Origin of the sequence: Enterobacter cloacae complex sp. IR5412 (genome assembly GCF_049237385.1) — a bacterium.
GTDB classification, from domain to species: Bacteria; Pseudomonadota; Gammaproteobacteria; order Enterobacterales; family Enterobacteriaceae; genus Enterobacter; species Enterobacter intestinihominis.
On record NZ_JBMKHQ010000005.1, the window covers coordinates 1 to 13,260 of the forward strand.

The following is a 13,260-nucleotide window of genomic DNA, read 5'->3' on the forward strand; positions in this document are numbered from 1 at the left end:
ACCACCGCCGTATGTTCCCCTCACCCTAACCCTCTCCCCGGAGGGGCGAGGGGATTGCTCAGTGCTCGCATTAATTTGTGGGGAACCCTCAGCCCCGTGGGAGAGGGGCTGTGGGTGAGGGCACCAGGCCTTAACAAACGCTACCCTCTCCCCGTGGGAGAGGGGCTGGGGGTGAGGGCACCAGACCGCACAGTACGCAACCCCGAAAAACCCATCCCAAATCACATTTAAGGGTCGATCTTTGACCTCAACTTCTCTATAATCTTGCGACCCCACGTTACGAGAAGGTTTTTTTCCCGAAACTTTCTATGTGTCGGCATGTGCTATTCGAAGGGGTAGGTTTGCCGGACTTTGTCGTGTGAACCTCAACTGACTAAACGTTTGGGTGTTCACCAACGTGTAACTTATTATTTGGGTAAGCTTTTAATGAAAACTTTTACAGCTAAACCAGAAACCGTACAGCGCGACTGGTATGTTGTTGACGCGACCGGTAAAACTCTGGGCCGTCTGGCTACTGAACTGGCTCGTCGCCTGCGCGGTAAGCATAAAGCGGAATATACTCCGCACGTTGATACCGGTGATTACATCATCGTTCTGAACGCTGACAAAGTTGCTGTTACCGGCAACAAGCGTACTGACAAAATGTACTACCACCACACCGGCCACATCGGTGGTATCAAAGAAGCGACCTTTGAAGAGATGATTGCCCGCCGTCCTGAGCGTGTGATTGAAATCGCGGTTAAAGGCATGCTGCCAAAAGGCCCGCTGGGTCGTGCTATGTTCCGTAAACTGAAAGTTTACGCAGGCAACGAGCACAACCACGCGGCACAGCAACCGCAAGTTCTTGACATCTAATCGGGATTATAGGCAATGGCTGAAAATCAATACTACGGCACTGGTCGCCGCAAAAGTTCCGCAGCTCGCGTTTTCATTAAACCGGGCAGTGGTAAAATCGTAATTAACCAGCGTTCTCTGGAACAATACTTCGGTCGCGAAACTGCCCGCATGGTAGTTCGCCAGCCGCTGGAACTGGTTGATATGGTAGAAAAACTGGATCTGTACATCACCGTTAAAGGTGGTGGTATCTCCGGTCAGGCAGGTGCGATCCGTCACGGTATCACCCGCGCGCTGATGGAGTACGACGAATCCCTGCGTTCTGAACTGCGTAAAGCTGGCTTCGTTACTCGTGACGCTCGTCAGGTTGAACGTAAGAAAGTGGGTCTGCGTAAAGCACGTCGTCGTCCACAGTTCTCCAAACGTTAATCTATTCTGCTTACGCAGAACGATTGGCGAAAAACCCGCTTCGGCGGGTTTTTTTATGGATAATGCGCAGGTTATCCACAGTAACATTTCATATATCTTCTCTTTTTCCACATTTCCGGCATCCCCTCACCACAAAGCCATCAAAATCTGGTAAACTATCATCCAATTTTATGCCCAAATATCGGTGAATACTCGATTTTTGTTCGATTCTTGAACAATGTGTTTTCTCTGGGATGGGCGATACATCATCTGGCTGGCCCCGTTGGGCTGGTAGCAGTAAAAATTCTGAATATACCTGGAGGTTTTCATGGCTGTCGCTGCCAACAAACGTTCGGTAATGACGCTGTTTTCTGGTCCTACTGACATTTATAGCCATCAGGTTCGTATCGTGCTGGCCGAGAAGGGTGTCAGTTTTGAGATCGAGCATGTGGAAAAGGATAACCCGCCTCAGGATCTGATCGATCTCAACCCGAGCCAAAGCGTACCGACGCTGGTGGATCGTGAGCTGACCCTGTGGGAATCCCGTATCATTATGGAATACCTGGATGAGCGTTTCCCGCATCCGCCGCTGATGCCTGTTTACCCTGTTGCGCGTGGTGAAAGCCGCCTGTACATGCAGCGTATCGAGAAAGACTGGTACTCGCTGATGAACGTTATCGTTAACGGTTCCTCTTCAGAAGCGGATGCTGCGCGTAAACAGCTGCGTGAAGAGCTGCTGGCGATTGCGCCGGTATTTGGTCAAAAACCTTTCTTCCTGAGCGATGAGTTCAGCCTGGTAGATTGCTACTTGGCACCGCTGCTGTGGCGCCTGCCAACCCTGGGCGTAGAATTCAGCGGTCCTGGCGCGAAAGAGCTGAAAGGCTACATGACTCGCGTCTTCGAACGCGACTCTTTCCTGGCATCCTTAACTGAACCGGAGCGCGAAATGCGTCTCGGCCGAGGCTAATGACTGTGGAAATGTCACAACTTTCACCACGCCGTCCGTATCTGCTGCGCGCCTTCTATGAATGGCTGCTGGATAACCAGCTCACGCCGCACCTGGTTGTGGATGTGACGTTGCCGGGCGTGCAGGTTCCAATGGAATACGCACGCGACGGACAGATTGTACTGAATATTGCGCCACGTGCAGTGGGTAACCTGGAACTGGCTAACGACGAAGTGCGCTTTAATGCGCGTTTCGGCGGCGTGCCGCGTCAGGTTTCCGTTCCGCTGGCTGCGGTTCTGGCTATCTACGCCCGTGAAAACGGTGCAGGTACCATGTTCGAACCGGAAGCGGCTTATGATGAAGAGGTCGCCAGCCTGAACGATGATGGGACATCCGATGAACGTGAAAGCGACACGGTAATGTCTGTGATTGATGGCGATAAACCCGACCATCACGACGACAATGACCCTGATGACGATCCGCCTCCGCGCGGTGGTCGTCCGGCACTCCGTGTCGTCAAATAAACTTCATAAAGCACAATATTTTTTCCGAACCTGCACAACTGTGCAGGTTTTTTTATTTTCTGCATAAAATTACTCTCTAAAAAACTTGTGTCTTTGCAAAAGATATCGGTCTATTAATTGGCATGGGATTAATCTTGTTGGGTTATTTTCTGTAGGACAGTTAAACTTATCTTCAATAATGTTTTATTTTAATTTGATTGTATCCGATATCACCCTGTGAAAATATATATGTGCGTTAACAAAAACGGATTTTCTTTTAAGGACAAATTATGAATATCACTTTTAAAAAATTATTTTCATCTGCTGCTATTTGTGCAGCCCTCGCCATGTCAAATGCACACGCGGCTAATGATGTGACGTTGAAAGTTATTGGTAATATCGTTCCTGGTTCCTGCGTACCCTCACTGCCAAACGGTGGAGTGGTAGATTATGGCACAATGCCAGCTTCTACCATCAATCCAACTGGCACGGCGAATACACTGGTTCAGTTGGGGGCTAAAAGTATTACTCTCACTATTACCTGTGACAGCGATACCAGCGTTGGGGTGACTTCTACGGATAACCGCCATGATACTCGTGTGGGCCTGGGGAGCGCCGCTTATATTGAAAATGGGTTTTTCGATAATGTAAATGCTAACGCTTCAGGAAACGCCTATGGCTTGGGTAAAACGAGTGCGGGTGTGAATATTGGCTCCTATGTCATTGCAGCAGATCCCGTTAATACAACAACAGATGGTGTTGTCGCTGATCTCATTGCAGCCACAGGTACCGATACATCAAATTATACCTGGGTAAAATCCAGTACGGGTGCTTTTGCACCAGTTAACAGTGGCACAGGCCAGACACGTGTCTTTACGGCTGCTGCATCGGGAACCACCACACCAAAAGCTTTTAAAGTTATGAATATGCCGTTACGCATTACAACTGCGCTTCAGGACAACACTGTATTGGGTACAGGCGATACTATCACGCTTGACGGTAATGCCACGCTGAGCCTTGTTTATCTTTGATATTCGTTATTGCTAAATGCTGTAGAAAATAAATCGGGAAATGAAAATAATGGAATTTAAAAAAGTACTCTCGGCAGCAACCGTCGCCGTAGCCTTCGGTTTATCCGCTTTTGCTGCCCAGGCCGCTAACGATGTTACGCTGAAAGTTGTCGGTACGATTAACCCGGCTGCATGTACGCCGACCCTGCCTGATGGCGGCGTTGTAGATTATGGAACGGTACTGAACCAAAATATTGCACCGACCGGTGCGACAAACAAGCTGGTACAATTGGGGCAGAAAAGCATCACGCTAAATATCAGTTGCGAAAGCAACATGAGCGTTGCTTTTACCTCCACCGATAACCGCCTGGACAGTCGCGTTAACCTGTCTTCAACCGCGTTTATCGCAGGTAGCGGTACGGATAAATCAGACTTCAGCAACACCGCTGGTGCCTTTGGTCTGGGTAAAACCACCGCTGGCGTGAGCATTGGTGCTTACACCGTTGCCATCAATACTGAAGCGGTCACAGCGGATGGCGCGAATGTTGACACCCTGGTAACAGGGAGCATCACTGAAGGCCAGCGTTCCTGGGAGAAAGTTGCGCCAGGCCTGGGTTACCTCTGCTCGCTTAATGGCTGCACGGGCTACCAAAAAGCGAATACCGTAGCAACAGCCGGTACCACGCAGCCAAAAGCCTTCAAACAGCTTAGCGTGCCGTTGCTGGTTACCTCTGCAGTGCAGGATAACTCGGTATTAGGTACGACTGACGTAATTACGCTGGACGGTAACGCAACCATTAGTCTGGTATATCTCTAATAATTTAACGCTTAATTAACGTGGCAATGGTTAGAGTATTTAAAAGCCATTGTCACGCTTTTTTTGCATTAAAATAGCTTTCTCTGCCGCAAGAATAATAAAAATAATGCCGGTATGATTTTTATTTATTTATGTGAGTGGAAAGTCATGAAGAAAATTCTATATCTTGCGTTGTTGGCTGTAGCGACAAAGTGTTGTGCCACCGGTATGGTTCCAGAAACATCGGTTTTATTAGTCGATGCACAAAAAGGCGAAGCCAGTATGAATGTTAAAAATACGGATTCGCAACCTGCATTGCTTTATACAAACATTGTAGATTTACCTGATAGCGATAAATCTATTCGTTTAATCGTTTCTCAACCTGTAGTCCGTGTCGACGCCGGGGAAACACAGCGAATGCGTTTTCTGCTGCAAACCAGCAAACCCATGAAGTATGAAGAACTTAAACGCGTCACGTTCGAAGGCATTCCTCCAAAGGAGAAAGGAGAAGATAAAGTTGCGTTGACTATCCGCCAGGATCTTCCTGTTGTAATTCATCCTGCGGGTCTACCTGAGGAGACGCAGCCATGGAAATTTTTGACATGGAACAAAAAGGGTGATGGCCTGGTTATCAACAATCCCAGCGATTACGTTGTTCGTATAACGGCATCCTTTAAAACATTACCCTCAGGAAAAGCGGGTGTGCTGGATAAGACCTACATCCTTCCTCACACCTCGATAAAAACAACATTACCAAATTTCTCTGATAATAAAGTTGAATTCTATCCGGCGAGTCGTTACGGCTATAAAGGGGATCGCTTTACTACAGATTTGAAGTAAGCCTCTATAAGGACAGCAAAGGATATGCAGCAAAAAACGTTACTCGCCTGTCTCATTGGCCTGGTCTGTTCTGGCCAGGCGATGGCTCAGCAGATGGAGACTGCTGCCATTAATTTTGATCAGGAAACGCTTCGTTCACTGGGGATAAACCCGGACGTATCAAATTATTTCTCCCGCAAGACGAAGTATTTACCGGGTAGCGTTTCCGTCGCTCTGAAGGTGAATGGTGATAATAAAGGCAACGTTATTGCTCGTTTCGACAACAACGGCGATCTCTGTTTCGACAAACCTTTTATGGAGCAGGCAGGATTAAAAGTTCCCTCTGACTATGAGTCCGGCTGCTACGATTATACCGGTCATATCCCGAGCGCTATTGTGGAGGCTTCGCCTGCGCAAGAATCTCTAAGTCTGGTTGTACCGGCGGATCGGATAGCAAACAGCGAATCGGATATCGGAGCTTATACTTCCGGTGGCACTGCTGCGCTGTTGAATTATTCTCTTCTCTCCTCGCGCAATGAGTTTGGTGACGGGCACTCTGACTATTCACAGGCCATGCTGGACGGTGGGGTCAATTTCGACGACTGGATCTTACGTACTCAGCAACTGCTGAGCCGGAGCGACGGAGAATTCGAGAGTAATAACTCGTCGACCTATTTGCAGCATACTTTTGTCCCCCTGAAAAGTACCCTGAGGGCGGGCGAGGTCAATATCAATAACTCCCTTCTTCAGGGAACGGGAATCTATGGTATCGAGCTTTCACCGGAGAGCGCCTTACAACAGGGCGGTAGCGGAGTGAGCGTGTCCGGTATCGCCAATACGCCTCAGGCCCGTATTGAAGTGCGTCAGCAAAATGTTCTGGTGTACAGCACACTGGTGCCGGTCGGGCCGTTTAATCTCACCGATGTGCCGGTACGTAACGGCGTTAGCGATCTGAACGTGACGGTAGTGGAAACCGATGGCAGCCAGCACAGCTATGTGGTGCCCGCAGCGCTGTATAACCAGAGCGCAGGGGCGCCTTCAGGATATCACTTCGCGCTGGGACGAGTGAGCGATAGCTATAGTGAAACGCCATGGGTAGCCAGCCTTTCTGGAGGCTGGAAACTAAGCGAACGGGTGAATGTCAACGCAGGCTCAATCGTAGGCGAAGATTACCAGGCTGTCGCCACCAGCCTTGATACAGTGCCGCTACCAGCCTGGCTTGTTTCACTCCAGGCGAACCAGTCCAACGATTCGAAAGATTCACTGAAAGGGCAGAGGTACACGCTATCGGCAACATGGAGTTCTGACCCCGCATTTGGCATGGGGGCTAACGCCTCTGTTACGCATAAATCGCAAGACTATCGCGAACTTTTTGAAGCACTGGATGATGATTTCGACAGCGGTAATAAAAATGAGTATTCCGCCGGGCTGACCTGGAGTGTGCCCTACTTAGGCACGCTTAGCACCAGCTACTACCAAACGCAGGGTTATGATAAGTCAGATGATTCCCGCTTCATCTCTGCGGGTTGGAACAAGTCATTCAAGTACGCCACGATTTCCATGAACTGGCAACATCAGTTGAGTGCAGATGAGGAGAATGAGGATGATGGCGATCTGTTCTACGTCAACCTCAGTATTCCTTTTGGTGCCAGCAATAGCGTAAGCCTGTACAGCCGTCATGATGACCATAAAACGCGGTATGGCGCCTCTGCGCTTGGCGTTGTAAGTGATACCACATCCTGGTCGCTGGGAGCTGAACACGATCAGGCCACGAATCGCGATAATGTAAACGGTGGGATAAGCAGCAACCTTCACTATACGCAGCTTGGCCTGAGCGCCAGTTCGGATAACGAGAATAGCCGCAGCTATTCAGGATCGCTACAGGGGGGCATCGCGGTTCATGGACAAGGCGTTACGTTCTCTCCATGGGCGATCCGCGACACGTTCGCGATCGCTGCTCTGGATAAACCCGTCTCCGGTGTGAGGATTGACACGCCCCAGGGGCCGGTATGGACCGACTTCCGTGGTCAGGCAGTGGTACCGTCAGTGGGAGCCTGGCGCCCAGCGCGGGTAGAAGTGGATACGGAAACATTGCCGAAAAATATGGATATCGGGAATGGAACCCGTGTCGTCACGCTTGGCAAAGGAGCGGTAGGGCATCTTGATTTTACTGCGTTAACCCAGCGACGTGCACTGGTGAACGTTACCCTGGCAAACGGTAAAAAGCTGCCGAAAGGGATCGCCCTTGAGGATTCGCACGGAAATTATCTTACGACCTCAGTGGATGACGGCGTGGTCTTTTTTAACGATGTTGAACCTGCTCAACAGGTGGTGGCAAAACTGGATAACGGTACCTGTGCATTTGGTCTGAAGCTTCCGAAAGAGGCAAATACCGATACATTCTATGAAACTGTCAATGAGGTGTGTAAATGAAGGCGCTTATTTTAGCCGTGTGCGCAATGGCGTTTTCTCTGCATGCTATGGCTGACTGCCAGTTAGTATCAAGCCAGCAAAAACTCAGCTATGGCCGTATGAGTGCCGCAGAGCGCCAGGCGGAAGGGAACAGGTTGATTGAGATGCCGGAGAAACAGATTGTCCTGAACGTGATATGCGATGAACCGTCGCGTATTCGTCTCTTTCTGGGCAGTAACGTACCGAAAGGGCATGAATTTGGTTTTGGTGATAACGGCGTCATGCGCGTTACTGCCGCGCAGGCAACGGTGGACGATCGTACAGTCAATCTGGCGGCTATCCATGCCGGCGACCCGTGGGTTACCAATGGCGGCGTGAGAGAGATCGCGCCAGCGCTTAACGAAGGGATTGCGTTTATCAACGGTCAGGAGCTGCGGGGAAAAACGGCGTCTGTCACGCTTACCATCAAACCGCGCTTCAAAAGTAACCATATTACGGACAGAGAAGTGTGGCGCGGAAATTTACGCGTAAGGATGGATGTACAATGAAAAAGCGTATAGCGCTATTACTCTGCGGAATGTCTGCCGCTTCAGCGGTATGGGCAACTGATACGGTCAATATTGATGTGGATGTCACCGTTGACGCTGCCGCCTGTACACCGGCGTTGAGCAATGGCGGTGTGGCAGATTTCGGCACGCGCTATGCGGGGTCGCTCTCCTCCAGCGCATTCACACAGCTTGGTACTCGCGATCTTACACTATCGGTGACGTGTGAATCTTCTACGGGAGTTGCGATTACCGCGCGTGATACCCGCGCCAGTTCCGTGGTCGTTGGCAAAGATAAATCCGGGCAAGAAGGGGTAAAATTCCAGATAAATAACGGTGCCTATGTGCGTGATACGACCCGCCTGTTTGGTTTAGGATTGACCAGCGAGCAGAAGCCGATTGGCAGTTATGGGGTGCAAATTAACGCGGCAGGCGTGACGGCAGCCGACGAAAGTGCCGCTGTTCAGGTGGAGATCGCCGGGGCCGCGACCAAAAATGGTCCATGGACGCGCACGACGCTATTGCCCTTGCCGACCCAGCAGGACTTTTTCTATACGTTTGTGCAAAAAGGCACGGATATTCCGCAGCCGATCTCATCGGCGGTCGTTCCGCTACAGGTGAGTGCCGCAGTCGCCAACGGGCTTGGCAGCGGGCAAGAAATCAAGCTGGACGGCGAGGCGGTGATTACGCTGGTCTATTTATAATCTCTTTCTGCAAAAGAATATCGAAAATAGACGCGCCAGTTCACCGCTGGCGCCGCGCTTACCAGGTCTGCAAAGAGGCTGCGATTTGTAGACCTGATAAAGCGTAAACAGGCTGATACGTCTCCGGATGAGATTTCCTGAAGCGATAATTACCGTTTAAAGGTCACCGCTTCCGGCTGCGTCAGATGCAGCGTTGTCTGGCTGGGTACCGTCTCGGCGATAACCCGCCCGTGACGAACAGAATAACGCGCTGGCGTCTGGCGACGAACCGCATCAAAGCCATTTTCGGCCGGTAAAACAACCAGGTTCGCAGAATTACCCACCTTCACGCCGTAGTCCTGCAGGTTGAGCGTTTTCGCGCTGTGGGTGGTGATCAGATTCAGCCCGTCGTTAATCTGCCCGTACCCCATCAGCTGGCAGACGTGTAAACCCATATGCAGCACCTGCAACATATTGGCGGTGCCCAGGGGATACCACGGATCGAAAACGTCATCATGCCCAAAGCAGACGTTGATCCCCGCCTCCAGCATCTCTTTCACGCGCGTTACGCCGCGGCGCTTAGGATAGGTGTCGAAACGGCCCTGAAGGTGGATGTTCACCAGCGGATTGGCGACGAAGTTGATGCCCGACATTTTCAGCAAACGAAACAGGCGGGACGCGTAGGCGCCATTATAGGAGTGCATCGCTGTGGTATGGCTGGCGGTAACGCGCGCGCCCATCCCGTCACGGTGCGCCAGCGCGGCGACGGTTTCCACGAAGCGCGACTGTTCATCATCGATTTCGTCGCAGTGTACGTCGATCAGCCTGTCGTACTTCTGCGCCAGTGCGAAGGTTTTGTGCAACGACTCCACACCATACTCGCGGGTAAATTCAAAGTGCGGAATTGCGCCAATGACGTCCGCCCCCATACGCACCGCCTCTTCCAGCAACGCTTCACCGTTGGGATAAGAAAGAATGCCCTCCTGGGGGAACGCCACGATTTGCAGATCGACCCACGGGGCGACCTCCTGCTTCACTTCCAGCATCGCTTTCAGCGCCGTCAGCGTGGGATCGGAGACGTCAACGTGAGTACGCACATGCTGAATGCCGTTGGCCATCTGCCACTTCAGCGTCTGCATTGCGCGGGTCTTAACATCTTCGTGGGTGAGCAGCGCCTTACGTTCAGCCCAGCGCTCAATCCCCTCGAATAAGGTACCAGACTGGTTCCAGTTCGGTTCACCAGCCGTTTGAGTGGTATCCAGATGGATATGCGGCTCAACGAAAGGGGGAATGATCAGCCCGCCTTCAGCATCAAGCACCTGGCCCACAGGTGACGATGCCGCGTCCTGCGGTTCAATACGGCTAAAGCGCCCGTTTTCAATTGCGATCTGCCATAACCCCTCTTGCCCCTGTAAACGGGCCTGACGAATGGTGAGGGTATTATTCTGCATGGGGAGCCTCCGGGGCGGTAGCAAAGGTACGTCTGACAAAGGGGGTTAACAGAAGGTAGCTGAATACGCCACCGAGGACCGCATTCACCGGCACTATACCGGGAATAATATTCCCGGCAGCCACGCCGAGCGCGACCGAAAGAATGGCTACCCAGTTGACCGGCACAAAGGTAGCGCTATGGAAGCTGGCGTAGCGGCGGCGGTTGATCAGATAGTCGGCGATAATCACCCCACCGACGGGAGGGATCGCCGCCGACAGAAAGGTGAGCCAGCCGACAAAGTTATTGTACAGCCACAGCGCGCAGAGCGTGCCGATAATACCGTTAACCACCGACAGCGTGCGGCTGGAAAGGCCGGTCACGTTGGCAAAGCCCAGACCCGACGCATAGAGCGCGTTGTCGTTGGTTGTCCAGATGTTCAGGCCGAGAACGATAATGGCGGGCAGCAGTAGCCCCTGAGCGATCATCACGTCCGAGATATCCGCCTGTCCAACTGCCGCGGCGCCTGCCGCACCGAAGATAAACATCAGCGAGTTGCCAAGGAAAAACGCCACCATTGCCACCACCACGGCGCCTTTCGCGTTACGCCCAAAGCGGACGAAGTCGGCGGTCAGCGTTCCGGCGCTGATGAAGGAGCCGACGACCAGCGCCAGCGCGCCTGAAAAATTGAGCGGGGTCTGTGGCACCATCGCTTTTAAATGATCCAGCCCGCCCACGCCGTCCACCGCCAGCCAGACGGAGTAGCTGCCGAGGATAACTATCGCGGGAACGGCGATGATCGACAGAATCGTCAGCGCTGAGATACCAAAGAAGATGGTCATAGTCATCAACAGACCGGATACCGCGATCAGGATATTGACGTCGATGCCCGTGGCTTTACTCACCGGGATGGCAAACATCGCTACGCCGACGCCAAACCATCCTACCTGCGTACCGCCTAAAAGCATGGAGGGAAGCCAGGAACCTTTTATACCGAACGAGTAACGCGCAAGAAGATGGGTTGAGAGGCCGGTTTTTGCGCCAATGTAGCCAAGAAAAGCAGTGTAGATACCGAGGAGGAGATTGCCGAAGAGAACTGCGAGGAAGAAATCATTATAGGAAAGACCGGTACCGAGCGTACCTCCGGTCCACATACTGGCGGAAAAAAAGGTTAACCCTAACATCACAAAAGTGAGTGGAATCACGCCTTTCCGCGCCGCCAGAGGGACGGGGCCCTGGCTATAATTGTTATCTTGCGACACAACGCCTCCTTGAATTTTGGCCAAAAAATCCGCCGCATAATATACATTTTTTTCATGAAAGCAAACGTTTACGTCGGGATTCATGCTGCTTTTTTGCTTAAAAAGGTATCATTAACTTAAGGGCAGGCTACTGAAAACAGGCTCCCCAGCGTTCCGCTTTATGCTTCTGCCGGGGAGTCAGAGGGGCTTACACTTCCAGGAAGTTCATGATCCCGTCAGCCGCTTTACGGCCTTCGGCAATCGCCGTCACCACCAGGTCAGAGCCGCGAACGATGTCGCCACCGGCGAAGATTTTCGGGTTGCTGGTCTGGAACGCGTTGTCGCTGCCTTCCGGCGCAATTATGCGGCCCTGAGAGTCCAGCTCTACGCTGTGCTTCGCCAGCCACTCCATGCTGTGAGGACGGAAACCAAACGCCATCACCACGGCGTCAGCCGGGATCACGTGTTCAGAACCGGCCACGATCTCCGCGCGACGACGGCCTTTCGCATCCGGCGCACCCATCTCCGTGCGCGCCATCTTCACGCCGCTCACTCTACCGTTGGCATTCACCTCAATACCCAGGGGCTGGATGTTGAACTGGAACTCCACGCCCTCTTCACGCGCGTTTTTCACTTCGCGCTTAGAGCCCGGCATGTTCTCTTCGTCACGACGGTAAGCACAGATGACGTGCGCCGCGTTCTGACGAATGGAGGTACGCACGCAGTCCATCGCGGTATCACCGCCGCCCAGCACCACCACGCGTTTGCCTTCCATGCTGACGAACGGCTCATCGGCGGTCTCGCCGTAGCCCATTAGCTGTTTGGTATTCGCAATCAGGAACGGCAGCGCGTCGTACACGCCTGGCGCATCTTCGTTCTCCAGACCACCGCGCATGGACTGATAAGTGCCTACGCCCAGGAACACGGCGTCGTAATCTTTCAGCAGGTCGTCGAGCTGCACGTCGCGGCCCACTTCGGTGTTGAGTTTGAACTCAATGCCCATGCCGGTGAAGATTTCGCGGCGGCGGGTCATCACCTCTTTCTCCAGCTTGAAGGCCGGGATACCGAAGGTCAGCAGGCCGCCAATCTCCGGGTGGCGATCAAAGACCACCGCTTTCACGCCGTTACGGGTCAGCACGTCCGCACAGGCCAGGCCTGCCGGGCCCGCGCCAATAATCGCCACGCGCTTGTCGGTTTGACGCACGCCGGTCATATCCGGACGCCAGCCCATTTCGAACGCTTTATCGTTGATATAACGTTCGATGTTGCCGATGGTCACCGCGCCAAACTCGTCGTTCAGCGTACAGGAGCCTTCACACAGACGATCCTGAGGGCACACGCGGCCGCACACTTCCGGCAGGGTGTTGGTCTGATGAGACAGCTCGGCGGCTTCAAAAATACGCCCTTCGTTGGCCAGCTTCAGCCAGTTCGGGATGTAGTTATGGACCGGACACTTCCATTCGCAGTAAGGGTTACCGCAGGACAGGCAGCGGTCTGCCTGTGCTTTGGCCTGGCCTTCTGAAAACGGCTCGTAGATTTCAACAAATTCAATTTTACGGATCTTCAGCGGTTTCTTTGGCGGATCAACACGCTGAAGGTCGATAAACTGGTAAACGTTCTGGCTCATCTGAATT

Annotated in this window: 13 protein-coding genes; 10 read left to right on the plus strand and 3 right to left on the minus strand. The window is 52.4% G+C overall.

Annotated features, from left to right (window positions below; all coding sequences use genetic code 11):
- The first annotated feature begins 426 nt into the window (after nt 1–426).
- The 10 genes from rplM (at nt 427) to ACOTX2_RS10595 (ending at nt 8,977) form a co-directional block, all read left to right on the plus strand.
- Nucleotides 427–855, plus strand: coding sequence for a 50S ribosomal protein L13 (gene rplM, locus ACOTX2_RS10550; RefSeq protein ID WP_003860434.1), 429 nt, complete (start codon nt 427–429; stop codon nt 853–855).
- A gap of 15 nt (nt 856–870) precedes the next feature.
- Complete coding sequence (rpsI, locus tag ACOTX2_RS10555) at nt 871–1,263, plus strand: 30S ribosomal protein S9 (RefSeq protein ID WP_003860436.1); 393 nt, start codon at nt 871–873, stop codon at nt 1,261–1,263.
- 307 nt (nt 1,264–1,570) lie between these two features.
- Nucleotides 1,571–2,209, plus strand: coding sequence for a stringent starvation protein SspA (gene sspA / locus ACOTX2_RS10560; protein WP_003860438.1), 639 nt, complete (start codon nt 1,571–1,573; stop codon nt 2,207–2,209).
- 5 nt (nt 2,210–2,214) lie between these two features.
- Entirely contained in the window at nt 2,215–2,712 is a 498-nt protein-coding gene (gene sspB, locus ACOTX2_RS10565; RefSeq protein ID WP_032622090.1) for a ClpXP protease specificity-enhancing factor, read from the plus strand.
- Nucleotides 2,713–2,981: 269 nt separating this feature from the next.
- The gene (locus ACOTX2_RS10570; RefSeq protein WP_022649551.1) at nt 2,982–3,722 is read left to right on the plus strand and encodes a DUF1120 domain-containing protein; all 741 of its coding nucleotides are present in this window, start codon (nt 2,982–2,984) and stop codon (nt 3,720–3,722) included.
- A 49-nt stretch (nt 3,723–3,771) separates the two neighbouring features.
- Nucleotides 3,772–4,518, plus strand: coding sequence for a DUF1120 domain-containing protein (locus ACOTX2_RS10575; RefSeq protein WP_022649550.1), 747 nt, complete (start codon nt 3,772–3,774; stop codon nt 4,516–4,518).
- A 147-nt stretch (nt 4,519–4,665) separates the two neighbouring features.
- Nucleotides 4,666–5,337, plus strand: a complete 672-nt coding sequence (locus tag ACOTX2_RS10580; RefSeq protein WP_022649549.1) for a fimbria/pilus chaperone family protein — start codon at nt 4,666–4,668, stop codon at nt 5,335–5,337.
- 24 nt (nt 5,338–5,361) lie between these two features.
- On the plus strand, nt 5,362–7,749 hold the full coding sequence (locus ACOTX2_RS10585) for a fimbrial biogenesis usher protein (protein WP_045308046.1): 2,388 nt from the start codon (nt 5,362–5,364) through the stop codon (nt 7,747–7,749).
- On the plus strand, nt 7,746–8,276 hold the full coding sequence (locus ACOTX2_RS10590) for a hypothetical protein (RefSeq protein WP_032626444.1): 531 nt from the start codon (nt 7,746–7,748) through the stop codon (nt 8,274–8,276). Before ACOTX2_RS10585 ends, ACOTX2_RS10590 begins: the two co-directional genes overlap by 4 nt.
- A complete protein-coding gene (locus ACOTX2_RS10595) occupies nt 8,273–8,977 on the plus strand; it encodes a DUF1120 domain-containing protein (protein ID WP_022649546.1) in 705 nt (234 codons plus the stop codon). Before ACOTX2_RS10590 ends, ACOTX2_RS10595 begins: the two co-directional genes overlap by 4 nt.
- A gap of 149 nt (nt 8,978–9,126) precedes the next feature.
- Here ACOTX2_RS10595 and codA read toward each other — a convergent pair whose 3' ends face one another.
- The 3 genes from codA to gltD all read right to left on the minus strand — a co-directional run bounded on the left by codA (nt 9,127) and on the right by gltD (nt 13,253).
- A complete protein-coding gene (gene codA, locus ACOTX2_RS10600) occupies nt 9,127–10,407 on the minus strand; it encodes a cytosine/isoguanine deaminase (protein WP_063147841.1) in 1,281 nt (426 codons plus the stop codon).
- Nucleotides 10,397–11,647, minus strand: a complete 1,251-nt coding sequence (codB, locus tag ACOTX2_RS10605; RefSeq protein WP_038416800.1) for a cytosine permease — start codon at nt 11,645–11,647, stop codon at nt 10,397–10,399. Before codB ends, codA begins: the two co-directional genes overlap by 11 nt.
- A 187-nt stretch (nt 11,648–11,834) precedes the next feature.
- Nucleotides 11,835–13,253, minus strand: a complete 1,419-nt coding sequence (gene gltD / locus ACOTX2_RS10610) for a glutamate synthase subunit GltD (protein WP_023298729.1) — start codon at nt 13,251–13,253, stop codon at nt 11,835–11,837.
- Nucleotides 13,254–13,260 lie beyond the last annotated feature (7 nt).